Here is a 16,348-nt window from a genome sequence, read left to right as displayed (position 1 = left end):
GTAGCCCCATGATTCTCTCCGTCTGACGCCTGAAGGATTGTGGGCATGGCTGGCAAGACCGCGGAAGCGCCGGACTATTCGGTTCCGGCCCTGGAAAAGGCGTTCGATATCATCGAACTGCTGGCCGAGCAGAAGGACGGGCTGAACCAGGGCCAGATTTCCGAGGCGGTCGGACGCTCGATCCACCAGATCTACCGCGTGCTGCAGGCGCTGGAGCGGCGCGGCTACATCTTCCGCGACCGGCCGGCCGGGCTCTATTTCCTGTCGCCGCGCCTGTTCGAGCTGGCGCACCGGCACGAGCCGCTGCGCGGTCTCGTCCAGGCGGCGCTGCCGTCGATGCGGCGGCTGTCGGACGCCATCCAGCAATCCTGCAATCTCGGTGTCCACAATGCCGGCAGGGTGCTGATCCTGGCGCAGGTGGAAAGCCCGGCCGCGTTCGGCTTCCGGGTTCGCGTCGGCGCCGAGTTTCCGCTGTTCGGCACCGCGACCGGCCGTACGCTGATGGCGTTCCAGCCGCAGGATAGAATCAATCAATGGCTGCAAGCCGCTGGTATCGCTGACGAAAAAAATAGCGAAGTGCGCGACGCGCTCGTCCGCATCCGCGACGCCGGCCATGAGGAGGTGGCGGACGGGCTGCAGCCTGGCGTCATCGACCTGGCCTTTCCGGTCATCGGGCCGTTCGGCCATTCGGTCGCGGCTCTCACCGTGCCCTATGTGGCGACCAGCTACAGCGTGGTCGACCTCGCCACCGTGCGCCGCCATGCCGCGCAGGCGGCGCACGGGATCGCCCTGGTGCTGGCGCCCGAACCTTCTGCCTGAAGCGCGGCGCCGTGACCGATCCTGCCGCGCCGATCGTCAAGGCTATCGCCATCGATACCGACCCGGCCAAGGTCTGGCGGGTGCTGACGATGCCGGCACTGATCGCGCAATGGATGTCCGACGAAGAACTGGATGTCAGCCTCGAGGCGCATGCCGGCGGCGCGATCGTGATCCGCGGCGTGCTGCATGGCATGCCGTTCGAAAACCACGGCACCGTCCGGGCGTACGAGCCGGCGAAGAGCTTCGCCTACAGCTATTGGAGCACGCTCTCGGCCTCGCGGCTGGCTGATATGCCCAAGAACCACACGGTGGTCGGCTTCGCTCTTGCGCCGGCGCATGGCGGAACCCTGCTGACCCTGACGCTGAGCGGCTTCGCCGAGCCGTCGATCCGCCCGCATGCCAATCTCTACTGGGGGCCGACCTTGCAAATCCTGAAGGCGGTGTGCGAGCGCCCTTAAGGGCTACACAGCGACGGGCTCGGAGGCATCTTGCTCTTTGCGGCGGCGGGCGAGGTCGCGGATGCGATCAGCGACCGCACTGTCCACCGGATTGTAAACGGTCAGGCTCAAATCCGGCCGGCCATCGACCGCGAAGGCCGAATATTCGAGCTCGATGTCGCCAAGCACGGGATGCTTCAGGCGCTTGGTCCCGTCGCCATGGGCGAGCACGTCGTTTTCCCGCCAGAGCGCGGCGAATTCCGCGCTGGCGCCGCACAATTCGTCGACGAGCTGGGCGACCTCGGACACCGCGCCGGCGCGCGCCGCGTCGGCCCGGAACGCGCCGACCACGAAGCGGGCGAGGTTTTCCCAGTCGTGCTGCTTGGCGCGGATGGTCGGGCTCAGGAACATGAAGCGCAGTATGTTGCGCTGGCCGTGGGGCAAGGTGCTGTAGTCGGTCATCACCACTTGCGCGGCGCTGTTCCAGGCAACGACATCCCAAGTCGCCGTCTTGATCAAGGCGGGGCTTGCCTCGAGCGTATCGATGAGGCGCTGCAGCCTCGGGCTGACGCCGTCGGCACCGACGTAGCGAACCTCGGGCGGGCGCCCGAGGCCGAGCATGAAGAGATGTTCGCGCTCGGCCTCGGTCAAAAGCAGCCCCTTGGCGATCCGGTTCAACACATCGGCCGAAGGCGCGCCGCCGCGTCCCTGTTCAAGCCATGTGTACCAGGTCGGGCTGATGTTGGCGCGCTGGGCGACCTCTTCGCGGCGCAGCCCCGGCGTGCGCCTGCGCCCGGAAAAGCCGAAGGACGAGGGGTCGAGCCGGGTGCGCCGGTCTTTCAGGAATGCGGCGAGCGAACCGGGAGAGCTGTTGGGCATCCTGTTGGCCATCCTGTTAAAGATTATACCATGATAAGGTCACTACTTTAATGGAATAATAGACCAGCGATATTGCGCAGGCAACCGCAGGAGATTTGCATGCGTATCTTTCTCACCGGCGCGACCGGTTTCATCGGTTCGGCCATCGTTGCCGAACTTCTTCAGGCCGGCCATCAGGTGGTCGGCGTCACCCGCTCCGATGCCGGGGCCGAGGCGCTGGCGGCCGCGGGCGCCGAGGTGTATCGCGGGACCCTCGAGGATCCGAAAGGCCTGCGCGACGGCGCGGCCAAGGCGGAAGCCGTGATCCACACCGCCTTCGATCATGATTTTTCGCGGTTCGCCGAGAACTGCGAAAAGGACAGCCGCGTCATCGCCGCGCTCGGCGAGGCACTCGCCGGCTCCGACCGGCCATTGGTGATCACCTCGGGCGTCGGCATGGGCAGCCCCGGACATGGCGAACTGGCGGTCGAGGATGTCTTCAATCCTGGCCACCAGAACCCCCGCATCGCCTCGGAACTCGCCGGCAATGCGTTGCTGGAGGCGGGCATCAACCTGTCGGTGATGCGCCTGCCGCAGGTCCACGACACGAGGAAGCAAGGCCTCATCTCGCCGCTCATCGAGATCGCGCGGCAGAAGGGCGTCTCGGCCTATGTCGGCGAAGGCCGCAACCGCTATTCGGCCGGCCATGTGCTCGACGCGGCACGGCTCTACCGGCTTGCGGTGGAAAAGCGGCAGCCCGGCGCGCGCTATCACGCTGTCGGCGAGGAAGGCGTCGAGGTGCGCGCCATCGCCGAGGCGCTCGGCCGAGGCCTGAACCTGCCGGTCGTTTCGATCGCGCCGGAAAAGGCGGCGGAGCATTTCGGCTGGATGGCGCTGTTTGCCCCGATGGACCTGCCCGCCTCCAGCGCGCTGACCCAGGCACGGCTCGGCTGGCGCCCGACCGGCCCGACGCTGATCGCCGATCTGGATGCCATGCGATACTGAGGCGCGTGGCAACGTTCGAGGGCTAGCTGAGCCTCCCCACGTTCGTCATCCCAGGGCGAAGCAGGAGCGCAGCTCCGTGGCGGAGACCCTGGGATCCATTCCGTGACCTCGAACGCGGGCGCAGCGGTGCAGAATTCCGGACCGTTGCGGCGCTGAGGAGTCCCGGCATGGATCCCTTGGGCTGCAGAGCAGCTCCAGGGGTCTGCGCCGCGTCGCTACGCTCCTTGCTCCGCCCGTCGATGACGAAGCGGTGAGGGGTCATGCTCCGGGGCTCACGGCGTAGCGTAAGTGGATCACCCCATGCGCCAGGGATTTGCAGTCCGTAAGCGACAGCCGCACCTTGCCCGCAAGCCCGGCCTCGCCGAACTCGACAAAGCCCTGGTTCGCCGCCCGCGCATCGAGGGCGGGGGCAATGAGGAGGCTGAGTTCATCGACCAGCCCCGCCGCCAGGAAGGATCCGTTGATGCCGGCGCCGCCTTCGAGCAGCAGGCGGCGGATGCCGAGTTCGCGGGCAAGCACGTCGAGCATGGCGGCGAGATCGATGTCTGATGTTTGCGAGACGATGTAGGACACGCCGTCGGCGGCGAGCTCGGCCAGATGGCTGTCCTCGACATCCTGCCCGAGCAGCACCACGACATGATCGCCGCCGATGTCGGGCTTGGAAAAGTGCAGCTTGGCCGAGGCGTCGGGCGCCACGGCATAGCTGCCCGCGTCGCGTTGCGCGAAATGATGCGGCCGCTCGACCTTGCCGACATGCGCCGGCGGATGCGCGGCGGCCTTGCTCATCTCCGCCATGGTGACGCGGCCGACGATCCAGGCGTCGCCTTCGAGGTCGTCGTGGATCTGTTCATAGAGGCCCGACCACTCGGCCCGGCTGCCATCGGGGCTTTCGCTATAGCGGCTCGGATGAAGGCTGCCGTCGAGCGAGGCAAGCATATGGCAGATGATGTGCGGCTTCATGGGACTTCTCCGGGGATAGGATTCCATAATTCAGGCCTTGTGCCGTGTCTGGGTGTGACGGGGCTAGGCCGTTTCAAGCGCCATCACCTTCTCCGCCGCCTTCGCCAGAAAGCCGGATCGCGTATAGCCATGGGCTTCCGCGAAGGCATCGATCCGCTGGAGAACGTCGTCCGGCAGCGTCACGTTGATACGCACCGCCTTCCTGGCCCCGGTCCTTGCCGCGACCAGGATTGCCACGCCGTCACGATTGTCGGCGTCTGTCATCACAGCTTCAAGACTGGAAGGCTCCGGAATGGCATCGCCATCCTCGACCAGCCCTTCGATATGGAGGGCAAGGGCCTCTTCGGCCATGGACCGGGCGTCATCCAGATCCTTGCCGGCGGTAATCACGCCTGGGAAATCGGGGAAAGACACGCCGAAGTCGCTGTCGGCATCCTTGTGGATAAGTCCGATATACTGCTTCATGTCCGTCACCTCAGTTTCAGTCCAGATTGCTTTTCGATGCCGCGCAGGGTGCCTATCGGGATATCCCGCTTGGGATGGGGAACGGTGACACGTCCTGGCTTGCCGCGGTGTTTGAATTGCGCATGGCTACCCTTTCGGGCTACCTCGAACCAACCGTCAGCTTGCAACAGGCGGATGATTTCAGCACTAGTCATGTGTATTTATACACATCGGCAGCCGGCCTTTCAATAAAAATGTGGAAGGGATCCGTGCCCCTCGAAGAAGCAGCATGCCCGCGATCCAAAGTTCCGACAATTCCGACAATTAGCTGACCAGCTCTGTTATATCGATGTTGCACAAATGGTTGACCCTGGGTTAGCATCCTCTTGTTGACGCCGATCGGAGGAATTTAGGCGGCGGTCAGCTGGAGCGGCATGCGTTCTTGGCGCAAGGAGGATGCTCCAACACTTTAACCGGCGCGCGATCCTTCCTTGAAACCGGTCCCGGTTTTTAGGGGCCGTGCGCTTTCGTGGAGGAGGAACCCAATGAACAGACGTGAATTCCTGATGACGTCCGTGGCCGCGGGCGCCATGATGCTGGCCGCACGCTCGGCTTTCGCCGAGGACAAGCTCACCATTCTCGGCTCTGTGCCCAGTCTGGGCTTTCCGTTCTTCGTGCACATGCTGAACGAGATCAAGGCCGAAGCGCAGGCGCAAGGCGTCAATTTGACCGAGAGCGACGGCCAGAATTCGGCCACCAAGCAGACCGCCGACATCGAGGCGGCCCTGGTGCAGAAGGTCAACGCCATCGTGATCTCGCCGCTCGACGTCAACGCGCTGGCGCCGGCGATCGAGGAAGCGGTCAAGGCCGGCGTTCCCGTGGTGACGATCGACCGCCGCGTCGACGGCGTGGAAGGCATCCTCGCCCATGTCGGCGCCGACAACGTCAAGGGCGGCGAGGCCGAGGCGCAGGCCGTGGTGGCGGCATTCCCCAATGGCGCCAAGCTGTTCCACCTGCAGGGCCAGCCTGGCGCGGGTCCCGCGATCGACCGCAACAAGGGCGTGCACAATGTGCTCGATCCAGTGAAGGACAAATACCAGATCATCTATGAGCAGACCGCCAACTTCGCCCGCGCCGAGGCGTTGTCGGTGACGGAAGCCGGCCTTGCCGCCAACGGCAAGCCGGACGCCATCATCTGCGCCAATGACGACATGGCGCTCGGCGCGCTCGAAGCTTGCGCGGCGCGCAACTTCACCGACGTCAAGATCTACGGCTTCGACGCGCTGCCGGAAGCGCTGGTTGCCGTGCGCGACGGCAAGCTCGCCGGCACGGTCGAACAGTTCCCGGGCAAGCAGTCGCGCACCGCCGTGCAGATCGCGGTCGCCTATGCCAAGGACAAGACCGAGCCGAAGGAGAAGCTGGTGCTGTTGACGCCCATCGTCATCGGCAAGGATAATTTGGACAAGGCCGAGAGGTTGAGCGAGACGAAGTAGGGCTGATTGGCAAGGCAGGCGGGGCATCGCCCCCTCTGCCCTGCCGGGCAGGACAGAGGGGGGCGTTCAAGCGCTGACGGAGCCCGGATGAACTCCACTAAGGAAACAACCCTTGCCAGCTGAAGCCGCACCCGTCCTGCTTGCCGTCGAAGGCGTCACCAAGCATTTCGCCGGCGTCACCGCGCTCAGCGACGTCTCGCTCGATGTCCGCTCTGGCGAAATCCTCGGCCTGCTCGGCGAGAACGGCGCCGGTAAGTCAACATTGCTCAAGATCCTGTCGGGCGTCATGCCACCCTCCAGCGGCCGCATCATTTTCGACGGCGCCGAATACACGCCGTCCAGCCCGCAGGACGCCAAGCGGCTCGGCATCGTCACCATCTACCAGGAACTCAGCCTGATCCCGACGCTGACGGTGGCGGAGAACATCTTCATCGGCCGTGCGCCGACCGGGCCGCTCGGCCTGGTGAGCTGGCGCAGGATGGAGCAGGAATCCCGCGCCATCATCGCCCGCGTCGGCCTCACCATCGACCCGTTGACGCCGGTCTCGGCGCTGTCGGTGGCCGAACAGCAGCTGGTCGAGATCGCGCGCGCGCTGTCGCTCAAAAGCCGGCTGATCATCATGGACGAGCCGACCTCGGCATTGACAGAGACCGAGGTGCAGCGGTTGCTGTCGATCATGGACCGACTGCGCAAGGACCATGTCGCGATCATGTTCGTCACCCACCGGCTGGAGGAGGCATCCGCCATTTGCGACCGCATGACGGTGCTGCGCGACGGCCGGCTGGCGGGGCATCTCGACCGTCAGGGCGGGCCGATCAAGCTGCCCGCCATCATCGAAAAGATGGTCGGCCGCGCCGCCTCCGAACTTTACGCCAGGCCCGCTCAGCGCGCGGTGGCCGGCGATGTGGTGCTTTCGGTGCGTGGCCTGCGCACCATGCGCGACCCCGAGGCGCCGCATGCCATCGTGCTCGACGGCGTCGACATCGACCTCAAGGCGGGCGAAATCCTCGGCGTTGCCGGTCTCGTCGGCTCGGGCCGCACGGAGCTTGCGCGTGCCATTTTCGGTGCCGACCGGATCGCGGCGGGAACGATCACGCTCGACGGCAAGCCGATCGCGCCTGCTTCGCCGGCCGACGCCATCAAGCTCGGCATCGGCCTGGTGCCGGAGGACCGCAAGCACCAGGCGATCTTCGCCGCGCTCGGCATCCTGCCGAATTTCTCCGTCGCCTCGCTCGGCCGCTTCAGCACCGGTTTCGGGTTCATGGCCGAGCGGCGCGAGCGCGACGCGCTGTCGGGTTTCAGGAAGATGTTGTCGATCCGCATGGCGTCGGCCGAGCAGGCGATCGAGGGCCTGTCGGGCGGCAACCAGCAGAAGGTGATCCTGGCGCGCTGGCTGGCGCGCGATCCAAAAGTGCTGATCGTCGACGAGCCGACGCGCGGCGTCGATGTCGGCGCCAAGGCGGAGGTCCACCAGATCCTGGTGCAACTGGCGGCGCGCGGCATAGCGGTGATGATGATCTCGTCCGAACTGCCCGAAGTGCTGGCGGTGTCGGACCGCATCGTCACCATGCGCAGGGGCCGCATCACCGGCGAGATGCCGGGCGTCGAGGCAAACGAGGAAAAACTGATGGAACTGATGGCGCTCGACAGGCGGGAAACGCCGCTACAGGATGCGGAGGGGCAGGCACGATGAGCATCGCCGAGGACCAGAACCAGCGCGGCGGCGCGACGCTCGCAAAGCTTTTGATGAGTTTCGGGCCGCTGCTGTTCCTGGCGGCGCTGGTCGTCGTCTTCACCGTGCTGAAGCCGAGCTTCATCGACCCGATCAACCTGTTCAACATCACGCGCCAGATCTCGATCACCGGGCTGATCGCGCTCGGCATGACCTTCGTCATCCTCACCGCCGGCATCGATCTCTCGGTAGGCTCGCTGCTCGCCTTCTGCGGCATGGTGGCGGCGGTCGTGGCCAAGGGCGGCACCGCCAACACGCTGTCGCTGTCGACGTCGGGCACGCAGGGTTTTGGCTGGTTCGCGGCACTGCTGGCGGCCGTCGTGGTCGGTGCGCTCGCCGGCGGCGTCCAGGGGCTCGCCATCACAAGGCTGAAAGTGCCGCCCTTCGTCGTCACGCTGGGTGGGCTGACGGTATTTCGCGGGCTGACGCTGACCATCTCCAATGGCGGCCCGATCTCGGGCTTCGACGCCTCGATGCGCTGGTTCGGCACCGGCCTGATCGGCCCGGTGCCCGTGCCGGCGCTGATCTTCGCCTTCGCCGCCATATTGTGCCACATCGTGCTGCGCTACACGCGCTATGGCCGCGCCGTCTACGCCGTCGGCGGCAATGCGGAAGCCGCGCGGCTGTCTGGCCTGCGCGTCGACCGCATTCTGGTCTCGGTCTATGTCATCGTCGGCTTCTTCGCCGGGCTCGCCGCCTTCGTGTTGTCGGCGCGGCTGAATTCCTCCGAGGCGGTCGCTGGCATCGGCTACGAGCTGACGGTGATCTCCGCCGTCGTCATCGGCGGCACCTCGCTGTTCGGCGGCATCGGCTCGGTCGGCGGCACGGTGGTGGGGGCTGCGCTGATCGGCGTGCTGCAGAACGGGCTGCAGTTCAACAACGTCTCGTCCTACACGCAAAGCATCGTCATCGGGCTGATCCTGATCCTGGCGGTGGCGTTCGACCGGTGGCTGAAGTCAAGGGTGAGGCGGTAGGTCGCAAGGTCTGGGGGTGCCTCGCATCAGCCGGAAATCATTTCAACCCGGCAACTTCTCCTCGATGATCCGTGCCGAAGCCGGCACCAACTGTCCGGCATGGTCGAAGCGCAGCACCACCACCCAGTTGAAGACATCGCGCGGCCATTTGCCGTTCGGCAGCAGCGCGTTGGGGTAGACGCCGAAGGCCTTGATCAACTTGCTCAACTGGCCGTGATGCCAGGCGATCAGGATCGACTTGCCGTGCGTTTCGCTGGCCAGCGCGGCGACGAGGCCCTTGACGTCCTTGTCGGCGAAGCGCTGGTCGATCGGCAATTTCAGGGCTTGCGCGAGCGGCGTCAGCGTCAGCCGTTCACGCGCGCTGTTTTTGGAATCGGCGCTCGCCACCAGCATATCGGGCCGGACCGGCGTGCCGTCGAGCATGAAGGGTTGGAAATAGGCGACATAGGCCTGCGCACGGGCCTCGCCCGCCGGCGACAGGCCGGTGCCGCTGTCGGGCTTCTCGCCATGGCGCACGATCAGCACGGTGGCGTCGGCAAGCCCCGATGGGGTGTCGCCGGCGGCATGGGCGGACAAAGCGAGTGCCATCATCCAGGCGGCTACAAGAACAAGGCGTTTCATGGCGGGTCCTTCCAGCGCTTTTCGAGGCATCAATCAGCGCATCATTCCGACGGAAAGAGGGCCGCCGTCATGCGCGGCGGCATGGTCGCGAGCAGCGGATGCGCGGACGGTTCCCGGCCCGGCTGCAAAACATCGGCGCCTTGCTAGTCTGGACAGGCCGGGGCGGGTGGCGTCATGAGGGGTGCTCATGGTTGCCGACATCATCAGGCCGATCAGCTTGAGTTTTTCGCTGCTGCGGCGGTTCTGGCCGCAGCACCCTGGTGGCGCTGGCGCAACTGGTGGTGACGGTGGCGATGTTCCATGTGTTGCGGCCGGACCTGCCCAATGTGCTGGCCGCGCAGCGCGGCACGGGCAAGGCCGCGGCCGCCGGCAAGCAGGCTGGCGATGCCGACAGGCGCGGCTCGCGGCTGGTGCGCATGATCACCATCGCACTGCTGCCGTTCTTCGCCTATTACGCGGCCTGGGGTTCCTCGGCGACATCGTGCGGCAATATTCGCGCGACACGCTCGACCAGGCCGATTTCGGCCAGAGCGCCAATGTGCTCGACGTGCTCGACTCAGGCCGCTTCGAGCGCCCACAGGCGATGGCCGTAGCGGCGGAAGAAGCGGGCCATGAGAAGCTGCCGCCTTGCCCTGGCGAGATCGGGCAGGCGCCGTTCCTGGCGCCAGCGCGGCATGTTGCGCCAGCCGGCGATGAAGCGGGTGGCCTCCTCGACGGCTTCGTGCGCCGACAGCGCCGGGCCGATCGCGGCCAGGAACAATGGCTCCGACTGTTTCAGCTCGTCGATGACGGCCTTGCGGCTGAAATGGTCGAGACGGGCCTGCGCGATGCCGTTGCGGCGGATCGCATCGAAGGCCTCCAGCAATACTGGACTGTCGCCGGTATAACCGCAGGCGCGGGCGAAATCGGCGGCATCCATTCTTGCTCCCGGATCGGGCGCGTGCAATTCCGCGCCGACTCACATTTGCAAGAATTATATAAGCATAACTCAAACAGACATAAAAGAGAGACTTTTGGAGGTGTTTGAAAACCGCGACTCGACTCCCGCTTCAAAACACGGGAAGATAGGAACAAATCAGAAACAAAAGGACAGGGGATGATGGCGTTGCCAGGCAGGGAAGCAGTGATCGCGCAGGTCGCCTCGCTGGCGGTCGAGTGCGCCGATTGCGGCCGCAACAGGTGGTGGCGGCCCGATCAGCTGAAGCGCTTCGGGGTGAACGGCAACACGCCGCTGGCCGCCTTGTCGGGCAGGATCGTGTGCTCGGCCTGCCGCGCCGACGGGCTGCCAGGCACGGCGATCTCCATCCAGGCCGCCTTCATCGACGAGCGCCAGCGCGTGCGCAACGAAGCGCGCATGCTGAGCGACCGGGACGTGCCGCTGGAAGGGGCGAGGCGGGCTTGAGGAGCGCCGGCTGGTAGCTGTCAGCGGACGTCGTCTTCATCGGAGAGAATGACGTCTCGTCCCCCATGAAAGACACGCAGGATCGTCACGGTCTTGTCCCTGACACTGAATGCGATCGTGGCTCGCCGGTGATAGCCGACGGTACGTAGGCCCGGTCTGATGTCGTCGTGGCGTGTGCCGCGTTCGGGAAACACGTCAAATTCCGCGCAATAGTCGATCAGGCGATCGACATAGGTTCGCGCAATCCGCTCGCCTGCCTGAGGAACCAGGTAGGACAACAAATCCGTCAGGTCGTCCTCCGCGGCCTTGCTGAAGACGACCCTGTACGTCATCCTTGGCGCGACGGCTTGCCCACGAGGGCGTCAATGCGCCCATGCAGCCGTTTGCGCACCTCCTCGAGAGGTGCAACGAGGGAAGGATCCTTATGGAGCGCGTCCATCGTCGGTGCGACCTCTTCCCGCAACCAGCGATCGACCGCCGCGTCGCGCGCCGCGAGAGTTCTCAGGCCATCGCGAATAACTTCGCTTTCGGTGGCGTACTCGCCCGATGAAACCTTCTCCTTCACCATCCGCGCCATTTCGAGCGGCAAGGTAATGGTCAGGGGCTGGGTGCTGCGCATTGTCGTTTCCTGAGTGGCGTGTGACTTAATCATACGCTTTTGTGGGAGCAGCCGCTAGGTGGGATGGTGCACCATGGGCCGCTAATACCCCAGCAGTTCCTTCAGCGGGATGACACGCCAGACCTGCTTGATGGCGTAGCGGTTGAAGGTCAGCGTCCTGGGCGGATTGTATTGTTCGACCACCAGCTCGCCCGCGGTGCGCCGGACCAGTTTCTTGATGAAGGCCTTGCCGTTCTTCTCGTTCTCTTCGGGAAAGGTCTCGATCACCACATGGTCGCCCGGCACCGCGTCGCGGCCGCCGCAATAGATCATGTCGCCGGGTTCATAGCGCGGCACCATGGAATCCGAGAGCACATGCAGCGCGAACACTTTCGGCAGGTTGCGCACGCCTGGCGGACGCTGGACATATCCCGCCGGCTCGCCGTTGAAGGTGAAGTCGCCGTCATCGCCGCCGACGGCGGCGCCCAGCACCGGAATATCCATGGCGCCGGCCGGCAGTGGGCCGGCATCGGTGACGATCTCGGCGTCGGCCACCGGCCCGGCGTCGTCGAGGAAGACGACCTGCCCCTGGCCGAGCGCCACGGGGTCGACGCGCAGGAAGGCGGCGGTCTTCAACAGGTTCTCGGTCTTGGGCAGGTTGCGCCCGGTTTCCCAATTGCCGACGGCGGCGACATCGGTGTCGTTGTGCTCGGCGATGTGGCGCATGACCAGGCCGCGCTGCTTGCGGGCCTGGCGGATCGCGGCTCCGACCCTGATCGACAGTTGCGTTTTCACCATGGCCTCATGTGATCGACAAGTCCTGCTTTCGTCCATGAAAGAATGGCTTGCATCAGTTTTTGAGTTATGCTTATATCAGCCCATGCAAAAGCTCAACCCCCTCCTCAGAGTCGACAGCGCCTCCAGCCCGGCCTTGCCGGTCTGCCCTTTCCCTTCCGACCCGGCCGCCTCCTCCCCGGCCGGGGCGAAGCGCGAAGCCGATTGCCTTGACGCATCGGCCTCGCGTCCGGTCCGCCCGTCAGCGGCGGCCGGAACGGCCGGAGCCGCCGCTCCCCGCGGCTCCGGCCCCCCATTCGACCCGGCCATGGGTTGTTCCCTGATCGGCACGCGGACCGTCGTCGTGAACGAGCCGGCGACGGGCAGGGCGATTTCCGCTCCCGACAGGGACATGGCGCTTGCCGTGCCCGTCGGCTGGCCGGGCTAAGAGCAGGCCTTTCCACAGGCAAAATCCCACCGGCCGACAGGCCGGACCACGGCCGACGGCGCCCATGGCGGCTGTGGGCAAACCCCGACGCTTGCCTGAAGGCGCCGTGCGCGGCGGCCGCTGGCCGCGCAATGGAGACGGACATGGCAAGCTACAGCGACAGTGAATTGCAGGCCATCGCCGCCTGGCTGAAGGACGGGCTCTCGGCCTCGCGCCTCGCGGCCGTGTTCAGCCAGCAGCGTGGCTCGCCCGTATCGCGCAACGCCATTATCGGCATCGTCCACCGCAACGCCATGCTGGGCGCGATCGGCTTTGCCAATGGCAAGGGCCTGCCGGCAGCGGTGGCCGTGGCTGCGCGCCACGCCGCCACGGCGGAACGCAACGCCGCGGCCAAGACACCGGCTCCGGCCCCACCAGCGGCGGCGCGCAAACCGGCCACACAGCTCAAGCGGGATCCTTCGCCGGCCCGGCCACGGCTTTTCCAGCGCGAGGCAGGGCTGCTGGTCGCCGACGGGCAAACCTATCGTTTCAAGGTGCCGGCACGGCCGCGCGCTCCCATCGGCCGGCAGCCGCATGGCGTGGCCATGCGCTTCATCGACTGTCTGTTCAACCGCTGCCGCGCGCCGCTCGACCTGACGCTGGAGAACGATCCTCAAAATGATGCGCCCGGCGGACGGCCCGGCCAGGAGATGCTGTGCTGCGGCATGCGCACAAAGGGGATGAAAAGCTACTGCACCTACCATCAGGCGCGCTTTCAACGCCGGGTCTGAAAATGAGAGCTTGCCTTCTCCCCGTCTCTATACGGGAGAAGGTGCCGGCATGCGGATGAGGGGCAGCGCCGACATGACGGAATTGGAGCTTCAGCGGACGCCAACCTGTGGAAACGCTTGTTCTGCCGTCATTGCCCTACCGGGCATGCTCCCCGTTCATGGGGAGAAGGACGCTCCGCGAAATATTGGGAGAATTGCCTTGAACCGCTATCGCGCGGCAACGCTATTTCGGCATCTGCCGGCCTTGCTTGGGCAGGCGGCTCTGCACCGTCCTTGCCTCCAGCGCAACCCCAGGGCCGCCTCCGGCAACCAGGATGCCGGTAACGCGGGCGAAGCCGGTGAAGACCTTTATCGCGTCGGATTGCGAGATCTGCGCGGCGATGGCCGCGCTGCAGGCGTTGAGGGCGCTGCGGTAGACGTGACCGCGCCTCTCGATCGGCCAACGCTGCAGGAAATCGGCGGCGTCGCTGACGGTCTCGATTTCCTCGACATGCCCGTCCAGGCACACTTTGAGCGGCACTCCGGTTTTCATCGTACCCACGGCGTTCACCTTCGGTCTGTCGTCAGAGCGCGCGGCTTTCAAGCCGACGCTCATAAACGCACGAGGCCGGCAGGCGGTTGCATCGCCGCCGCGCCCGCCTCAGGGGCCGGCCGCGGCGTCGAGCCAATCATGCGCGCGGCTGCGTGGCCTGCTCACCAATATGCCCTGCTGTCTGGCCGCCTCGCGGAAGGCCCCGAAGGCGGGGCGCGGACAGCACGTGCCCTCGACGGCGAGCCGGACGAGCCGTGCGGCCTCGAGATAGCCCGGTGCGGTCTTGTCGGGCCATTGCTGATGAAGCGCCGTCGCCGCGTCGGCCACCGAGCCGACCAGCATGGTCTTGTTGTCGCAAAAGCGCAGGGTCACCGGCATGAAGGCCGTCATCGGCGGTCCTCTCCTTGGTTTGGACGCGTCACAACGTCCGGGCCGGGGACTGGTTCCATGAGCGCGAGCGCAAGCACGGCGTGGAGCGCGGCATGAGCGAACGCCCCTTCATGCAGCTCTACGTCTCCGATTTCGTCGGCGACACGCTGCAGCTCTCGACCGAGCAGATCGGCGCCTACATGCTGCTTTTGATGGCAATGTGGAATGCCGGCGGGAGCCTGCCCGACGACGAGGCCAGGCTGGCGCGCGTGGCGCGCCTGCCCTTGAAACGATGGCGGGCGATCAGCGCCGATCTGTTGGCCTTCTTCGAGCGCGAGGGCGGCCAGGTCGGCCACAAGAGGCTGACCAAGGAGCTGCGCAAGGCGCTGCTCAAGAGCGAGGCGAGGGCGGCCGCCGGCGCGCGTGGCGGGGCCGCTACCGCCTTGAAAACAAAGGCGCATGTCACGGCAAATGCCGATGTTTTGGCGCGGCATTCTCCAGACACCAGAAAACAGATGGAAAAAGCTTCCGCTTTTTCAGCGCGCGGGGCGCGCGAAAGCGTGGGGATTTCGATGCGGGAAAGCGGTGAGGGTGCTTCGCGCTCGCACGGCCCGGGCCGGCCCAGAAAACCACCGGGCTGGATCAGGCCGAGAACCCATGGCGACGCCGCCAACACCATCATCGAGGAGCTCCGCGCACATGACCACGGCCGAACTGCAGCAGGCGACGAAGGCGCTGGCGGCACTCTTCTCCTGCTTCCCGCAATCCGCGCTGACTGACGTCGAGATGCAGATGCGCGGCTATCTCGGCGCCGTCAGGGATGCCGAACTGGGTGATCTGCAGGCCGCCATTCAGCGCTTCGTGCGCGGCGAGGTGAGGAGCGGCAACGCCCAGTTCTGCCCTTCGAGCGCGCAGCTCTGCATCGAAGTGCGCGAGCGGAAGGTGATGCGCGAATTGCTGGCGCGGCGGAGTGGGCAAGCGGCGGCAAAACAGTTGACGGGATGATCATCTCCGTCTCCGCCAGCCCTTCCAACAAAAACGTCACACCCCAAACCCGAGAGGAGCCACCCCATGCCCAAAAAAGCCAGACCCGCCAAGCCGCAGGCGCCGAAACTGCCGAAGGGCGAGGCCGAGCAGGTGCGCATCCGCCGCGAGGTCGGGCATGATTTCGCGCTGAGAAACGACGCCTTCGGCCGCAAGCGGCTGACATCGGGCACGGCCGAGGCGCGGCGCGTCTACGAAGTGTCGAATGACGGCCACACCTCCACCGGCGGCATCGTGCGGGTGCGCAATGTCGATCCGCTCGTCGGCATCACCTCGCTGTCGCGCCAGCAGCGCGAGGCCGGCCTGCGCTACCGCGAGCACTTCCGGTGCAGCCAGCAGGCCGACATCAAGCCGATGCGCTGGACCGAGCGCGTCGACGGCGGCCGCATTGGCGGCGGCATCGCCGACAGCGTGCTCAACGCTGGCCGCGCCCACGCCGCCGCGACACGGGCGCTCGGGCATTGGGACGTGGCGGCGGTCGTTCAGAAGATTGTGTGCCTGGAACAGCCGGTGAAGACCGTGGCCGAGCAGGATGGCGAAGGCCGCGACGTGGTGACGAAGCTGCTGAAGCTCGGGCTGGACCTGCTGGCGGTGCATTATGGGATGATGATGGGGCGGTGAGGCCACCCAGCCGGCGATGCCAGCGTAGCGCCGGTGCATTCCGGTCTGAAGTGGTCATGTTTGATCCGGCCGGCTGATGCCGGCCGGATCAATCCCAAGCTCAAAAGCGGCAGACGCGCACTCTTTCGATGACGCGGTGGTGATGGCGCCAGTGCTTCACCAGTTCGGTGTGGCAGCGGCGATGGTGCATGCCGTAATAGCGCGGGCGGTAGCCGTCGTCGCTGTAGCGGTAGTGACGGCGGCCGTAATAGGAGCCGTCGTCGGAATAATGGCGGTAATAGTCGCGATGTCTGGGAACGTAGTAATCGTCATCATAGCCGTTCCCGATGCCAAGCGTGATGCTGGCGGCATTTGCGGGGGCGATCACCGACACCGCCGAGGCGACCGCGATCACGGATGCGAGCAAGAGCTTTTTCATGACAACCTCCTCCTTAAGGTATGTCTAAT

The 16,348-nt window shown here is 65.7% G+C and carries 25 protein-coding genes; 12 read left to right on the top strand and 13 right to left on the bottom strand.

What is annotated here, in order from left to right; translation table 11 throughout:
• Positions 1 to 45 precede the first annotated feature (45 nt).
• The gene (locus LB564_RS23945; RefSeq protein WP_224541479.1) at positions 46 to 819 is read left to right on the top strand and encodes an IclR family transcriptional regulator; all 774 of its coding nucleotides are present in this window, start codon (positions 46 to 48) and stop codon (positions 817 to 819) included.
• An 11-nt stretch (positions 820 to 830) separates the two neighbouring features.
• Positions 831 to 1,277 carry an SRPBCC family protein gene (locus LB564_RS23940; protein WP_224541477.1) on the top strand — a complete coding sequence of 149 codons (447 nt, stop codon included), beginning with the start codon at positions 831 to 833 and terminating at the stop codon, positions 1,275 to 1,277.
• Between the two features lie 3 nt (positions 1,278 to 1,280).
• Here the strand turns inward: LB564_RS23940 and LB564_RS23935 are convergent, their stop codons facing one another.
• Positions 1,281 to 2,135, bottom strand: a complete 855-nt coding sequence (locus LB564_RS23935; RefSeq protein ID WP_224541475.1) for a helix-turn-helix transcriptional regulator — start codon at positions 2,133 to 2,135, stop codon at positions 1,281 to 1,283.
• A gap of 99 nt (positions 2,136 to 2,234) precedes the next feature.
• Here LB564_RS23935 and LB564_RS23930 point away from each other — a divergent pair, with 99 nt between their 5' ends.
• The gene (locus LB564_RS23930) at positions 2,235 to 3,119 is read left to right on the top strand and encodes an SDR family oxidoreductase (protein WP_224541473.1); all 885 of its coding nucleotides are present in this window, start codon (positions 2,235 to 2,237) and stop codon (positions 3,117 to 3,119) included.
• Between the two features lie 258 nt (positions 3,120 to 3,377).
• On the opposite strand, the gene LB564_RS23925 is transcribed toward LB564_RS23930, so the two are convergent.
• The 3 genes from LB564_RS23925 to LB564_RS23915 all read right to left on the bottom strand — a co-directional run bounded on the left by LB564_RS23925 (position 3,378) and on the right by LB564_RS23915 (position 4,738).
• On the bottom strand, positions 3,378 to 4,079 hold the full coding sequence (locus LB564_RS23925) for a RibD family protein (protein ID WP_224541471.1): 702 nt from the start codon (positions 4,077 to 4,079) through the stop codon (positions 3,378 to 3,380).
• 63 nt (positions 4,080 to 4,142) lie between these two features.
• Positions 4,143 to 4,544 carry a type II toxin-antitoxin system HicB family antitoxin gene (locus LB564_RS23920; RefSeq protein ID WP_140708920.1) on the bottom strand — a complete coding sequence of 134 codons (402 nt, stop codon included), beginning with the start codon at positions 4,542 to 4,544 and terminating at the stop codon, positions 4,143 to 4,145.
• A gap of 5 nt (positions 4,545 to 4,549) precedes the next feature.
• Entirely contained in the window at positions 4,550 to 4,738 is a 189-nt protein-coding gene (locus LB564_RS23915) for a type II toxin-antitoxin system HicA family toxin (RefSeq protein WP_140708917.1), read from the bottom strand.
• Between the two features lie 330 nt (positions 4,739 to 5,068).
• On the opposite strand from LB564_RS23915, the gene LB564_RS23910 reads away from it, so the two are divergent.
• The 3 genes from LB564_RS23910 to LB564_RS23900 all read left to right on the top strand — a co-directional run bounded on the left by LB564_RS23910 (position 5,069) and on the right by LB564_RS23900 (position 8,722).
• Positions 5,069 to 6,016: a substrate-binding domain-containing protein gene (locus tag LB564_RS23910; protein ID WP_140708915.1), complete on the top strand. Its 948-nt coding sequence runs from the start codon at positions 5,069 to 5,071 to the stop codon at positions 6,014 to 6,016.
• Positions 6,017 to 6,128: 112 nt separating this feature from the next.
• Positions 6,129 to 7,709 (top strand): sugar ABC transporter ATP-binding protein, encoded by a 1,581-nt coding sequence (locus LB564_RS23905; protein ID WP_224541468.1) that lies wholly within the window; start codon positions 6,129 to 6,131, stop codon positions 7,707 to 7,709.
• Positions 7,706 to 8,722: an ABC transporter permease gene (locus tag LB564_RS23900; RefSeq protein WP_224541467.1), complete on the top strand. Its 1,017-nt coding sequence runs from the start codon at positions 7,706 to 7,708 to the stop codon at positions 8,720 to 8,722. The genes LB564_RS23905 and LB564_RS23900 overlap by 4 nt, the downstream gene beginning before the upstream one ends.
• Positions 8,723 to 8,764: 42 nt before the next feature.
• On the opposite strand, the gene LB564_RS23895 is transcribed toward LB564_RS23900, so the two are convergent.
• Complete coding sequence (locus LB564_RS23895) at positions 8,765 to 9,343, bottom strand: flagellar basal body-associated protein FliL (RefSeq protein ID WP_224541465.1); 579 nt, start codon at positions 9,341 to 9,343, stop codon at positions 8,765 to 8,767.
• A gap of 260 nt (positions 9,344 to 9,603) precedes the next feature.
• Here LB564_RS23895 and LB564_RS23890 point away from each other — a divergent pair, with 260 nt between their 5' ends.
• The gene (locus LB564_RS23890; RefSeq protein WP_224541463.1) at positions 9,604 to 9,936 is read left to right on the top strand and encodes a hypothetical protein; all 333 of its coding nucleotides are present in this window, start codon (positions 9,604 to 9,606) and stop codon (positions 9,934 to 9,936) included.
• Here LB564_RS23890 and LB564_RS23885 read toward each other — a convergent pair.
• Entirely contained in the window at positions 9,900 to 10,262 is a 363-nt protein-coding gene (locus LB564_RS23885) for a hypothetical protein (protein ID WP_224541461.1), read from the bottom strand. The genes LB564_RS23890 and LB564_RS23885 overlap by 37 nt on opposite strands.
• A 180-nt stretch (positions 10,263 to 10,442) precedes the next feature.
• Here LB564_RS23885 and LB564_RS23880 point away from each other — a divergent pair, with 180 nt between their 5' ends.
• The gene (locus LB564_RS23880; RefSeq protein ID WP_140709106.1) at positions 10,443 to 10,745 is read left to right on the top strand and encodes a hypothetical protein; all 303 of its coding nucleotides are present in this window, start codon (positions 10,443 to 10,445) and stop codon (positions 10,743 to 10,745) included.
• 20 nt (positions 10,746 to 10,765) lie between these two features.
• On the opposite strand, the gene LB564_RS23875 is transcribed toward LB564_RS23880, so the two are convergent.
• The 4 genes from LB564_RS23875 to LB564_RS23860 all read right to left on the bottom strand — a co-directional run bounded on the left by LB564_RS23875 (position 10,766) and on the right by LB564_RS23860 (position 12,531).
• The gene (locus tag LB564_RS23875) at positions 10,766 to 11,077 is read right to left on the bottom strand and encodes a type II toxin-antitoxin system RelE/ParE family toxin (RefSeq protein WP_224541457.1); all 312 of its coding nucleotides are present in this window, start codon (positions 11,075 to 11,077) and stop codon (positions 10,766 to 10,768) included.
• Positions 11,074 to 11,364 carry a type II toxin-antitoxin system ParD family antitoxin gene (locus LB564_RS23870; RefSeq protein ID WP_224541455.1) on the bottom strand — a complete coding sequence of 97 codons (291 nt, stop codon included), beginning with the start codon at positions 11,362 to 11,364 and terminating at the stop codon, positions 11,074 to 11,076. Before LB564_RS23870 ends, LB564_RS23875 begins: the two co-directional genes overlap by 4 nt.
• A gap of 81 nt (positions 11,365 to 11,445) precedes the next feature.
• Positions 11,446 to 12,141 (bottom strand): XRE family transcriptional regulator, encoded by a 696-nt coding sequence (locus tag LB564_RS23865; RefSeq protein WP_181173797.1) that lies wholly within the window; start codon positions 12,139 to 12,141, stop codon positions 11,446 to 11,448.
• Positions 12,142 to 12,216: 75 nt separating this feature from the next.
• Positions 12,217 to 12,531 (bottom strand): hypothetical protein, encoded by a 315-nt coding sequence (locus LB564_RS23860; RefSeq protein ID WP_224541453.1) that lies wholly within the window; start codon positions 12,529 to 12,531, stop codon positions 12,217 to 12,219.
• A 177-nt stretch (positions 12,532 to 12,708) separates the two neighbouring features.
• Here LB564_RS23860 and LB564_RS23855 point away from each other — a divergent pair, with 177 nt between their 5' ends.
• The gene (locus LB564_RS23855) at positions 12,709 to 13,335 is read left to right on the top strand and encodes a GcrA cell cycle regulator (protein ID WP_224541450.1); all 627 of its coding nucleotides are present in this window, start codon (positions 12,709 to 12,711) and stop codon (positions 13,333 to 13,335) included.
• Positions 13,336 to 13,558: 223 nt separating this feature from the next.
• On the opposite strand, the gene LB564_RS23850 is transcribed toward LB564_RS23855, so the two are convergent.
• Entirely contained in the window at positions 13,559 to 13,867 is a 309-nt protein-coding gene (locus LB564_RS23850; protein ID WP_411910205.1) for a DUF982 domain-containing protein, read from the bottom strand.
• Positions 13,868 to 13,975: 108 nt separating this feature from the next.
• A complete protein-coding gene (locus LB564_RS23845) occupies positions 13,976 to 14,257 on the bottom strand; it encodes a DUF982 domain-containing protein (RefSeq protein WP_224541449.1) in 282 nt (93 codons plus the stop codon).
• A gap of 92 nt (positions 14,258 to 14,349) precedes the next feature.
• Between LB564_RS23845 and LB564_RS23840 the strand changes: the two genes are divergently transcribed.
• The 3 genes from LB564_RS23840 to LB564_RS23830 all read left to right on the top strand — a co-directional run bounded on the left by LB564_RS23840 (position 14,350) and on the right by LB564_RS23830 (position 15,901).
• A complete protein-coding gene (locus tag LB564_RS23840; RefSeq protein WP_224541447.1) occupies positions 14,350 to 15,015 on the top strand; it encodes a YdaU family protein in 666 nt (221 codons plus the stop codon).
• Positions 14,936 to 15,241: a hypothetical protein gene (locus LB564_RS23835; protein WP_224541445.1), complete on the top strand. Its 306-nt coding sequence runs from the start codon at positions 14,936 to 14,938 to the stop codon at positions 15,239 to 15,241. Before LB564_RS23840 ends, LB564_RS23835 begins: the two co-directional genes overlap by 80 nt.
• Before the next feature lie 66 nt (positions 15,242 to 15,307).
• The gene (locus LB564_RS23830) at positions 15,308 to 15,901 is read left to right on the top strand and encodes a DUF6456 domain-containing protein (protein ID WP_224541444.1); all 594 of its coding nucleotides are present in this window, start codon (positions 15,308 to 15,310) and stop codon (positions 15,899 to 15,901) included.
• 100 nt (positions 15,902 to 16,001) lie between these two features.
• Here LB564_RS23830 and LB564_RS23825 read toward each other — a convergent pair whose 3' ends face one another.
• Complete coding sequence (locus tag LB564_RS23825; RefSeq protein WP_224541442.1) at positions 16,002 to 16,319, bottom strand: hypothetical protein; 318 nt, start codon at positions 16,317 to 16,319, stop codon at positions 16,002 to 16,004.
• Positions 16,320 to 16,348: the final 29 nt, after the last annotated feature.

It is taken from the genome of Mesorhizobium sp. ES1-6 (assembly GCF_020164775.1).
In the GTDB taxonomy this organism is placed as follows: Bacteria; Pseudomonadota; Alphaproteobacteria; order Rhizobiales; family Rhizobiaceae; genus Mesorhizobium.
Note: the sequence above shows the minus strand (reverse complement) of the source record. Positions and strands in the feature narration are given on the sequence as shown.

Excerpts from the sequence above, each read along its gene's own strand:
- LB564_RS23945 (WP_224541479.1), top strand. The coding sequence starts at position 46 with ATGGCTGGCAAGACCGCGGAAGCGCCGGACTATTCGGTTCCGGCCCTG.
- LB564_RS23935 (WP_224541475.1), bottom strand. The coding sequence starts at position 2,135 with ATGCCCAACAGCTCTCCCGGTTCGCTCGCCGCATTCCTGAAAGACCGG.
- LB564_RS23930 (WP_224541473.1), top strand. The coding sequence starts at position 2,235 with ATGCGTATCTTTCTCACCGGCGCGACCGGTTTCATCGGTTCGGCCATC.
- LB564_RS23925 (WP_224541471.1), bottom strand. The coding sequence starts at position 4,079 with ATGAAGCCGCACATCATCTGCCATATGCTTGCCTCGCTCGACGGCAGC.
- LB564_RS23920 (WP_140708920.1), bottom strand. The coding sequence starts at position 4,544 with ATGAAGCAGTATATCGGACTTATCCACAAGGATGCCGACAGCGACTTC.
- LB564_RS23915 (WP_140708917.1), bottom strand. The coding sequence starts at position 4,738 with ATGACTAGTGCTGAAATCATCCGCCTGTTGCAAGCTGACGGTTGGTTC.
- LB564_RS23910 (WP_140708915.1), top strand. The coding sequence starts at position 5,069 with ATGAACAGACGTGAATTCCTGATGACGTCCGTGGCCGCGGGCGCCATG.
- LB564_RS23900 (WP_224541467.1), top strand. The coding sequence starts at position 7,706 with ATGAGCATCGCCGAGGACCAGAACCAGCGCGGCGGCGCGACGCTCGCA.
- LB564_RS23895 (WP_224541465.1), bottom strand. The coding sequence starts at position 9,343 with ATGAAACGCCTTGTTCTTGTAGCCGCCTGGATGATGGCACTCGCTTTG.
- LB564_RS23885 (WP_224541461.1), bottom strand. The coding sequence starts at position 10,262 with ATGGATGCCGCCGATTTCGCCCGCGCCTGCGGTTATACCGGCGACAGT.
- LB564_RS23880 (WP_140709106.1), top strand. The coding sequence starts at position 10,443 with ATGGCGTTGCCAGGCAGGGAAGCAGTGATCGCGCAGGTCGCCTCGCTG.
- LB564_RS23875 (WP_224541457.1), bottom strand. The coding sequence starts at position 11,077 with ATGACGTACAGGGTCGTCTTCAGCAAGGCCGCGGAGGACGACCTGACG.
- LB564_RS23870 (WP_224541455.1), bottom strand. The coding sequence starts at position 11,364 with ATGCGCAGCACCCAGCCCCTGACCATTACCTTGCCGCTCGAAATGGCG.
- LB564_RS23865 (WP_181173797.1), bottom strand. The coding sequence starts at position 12,141 with ATGGTGAAAACGCAACTGTCGATCAGGGTCGGAGCCGCGATCCGCCAG.
- LB564_RS23860 (WP_224541453.1), bottom strand. The coding sequence starts at position 12,531 with ATGTCCCTGTCGGGAGCGGAAATCGCCCTGCCCGTCGCCGGCTCGTTC.
- LB564_RS23855 (WP_224541450.1), top strand. The coding sequence starts at position 12,709 with ATGGCAAGCTACAGCGACAGTGAATTGCAGGCCATCGCCGCCTGGCTG.
- LB564_RS23850 (WP_411910205.1), bottom strand. The coding sequence starts at position 13,867 with ATGAAAACCGGAGTGCCGCTCAAAGTGTGCCTGGACGGGCATGTCGAG.
- LB564_RS23845 (WP_224541449.1), bottom strand. The coding sequence starts at position 14,257 with ATGACGGCCTTCATGCCGGTGACCCTGCGCTTTTGCGACAACAAGACC.
- LB564_RS23840 (WP_224541447.1), top strand. The coding sequence starts at position 14,350 with ATGAGCGAACGCCCCTTCATGCAGCTCTACGTCTCCGATTTCGTCGGC.
- LB564_RS23835 (WP_224541445.1), top strand. The coding sequence starts at position 14,936 with ATGACCACGGCCGAACTGCAGCAGGCGACGAAGGCGCTGGCGGCACTC.
- LB564_RS23830 (WP_224541444.1), top strand. The coding sequence starts at position 15,308 with ATGCCCAAAAAAGCCAGACCCGCCAAGCCGCAGGCGCCGAAACTGCCG.
- LB564_RS23825 (WP_224541442.1), bottom strand. The coding sequence starts at position 16,319 with ATGAAAAAGCTCTTGCTCGCATCCGTGATCGCGGTCGCCTCGGCGGTG.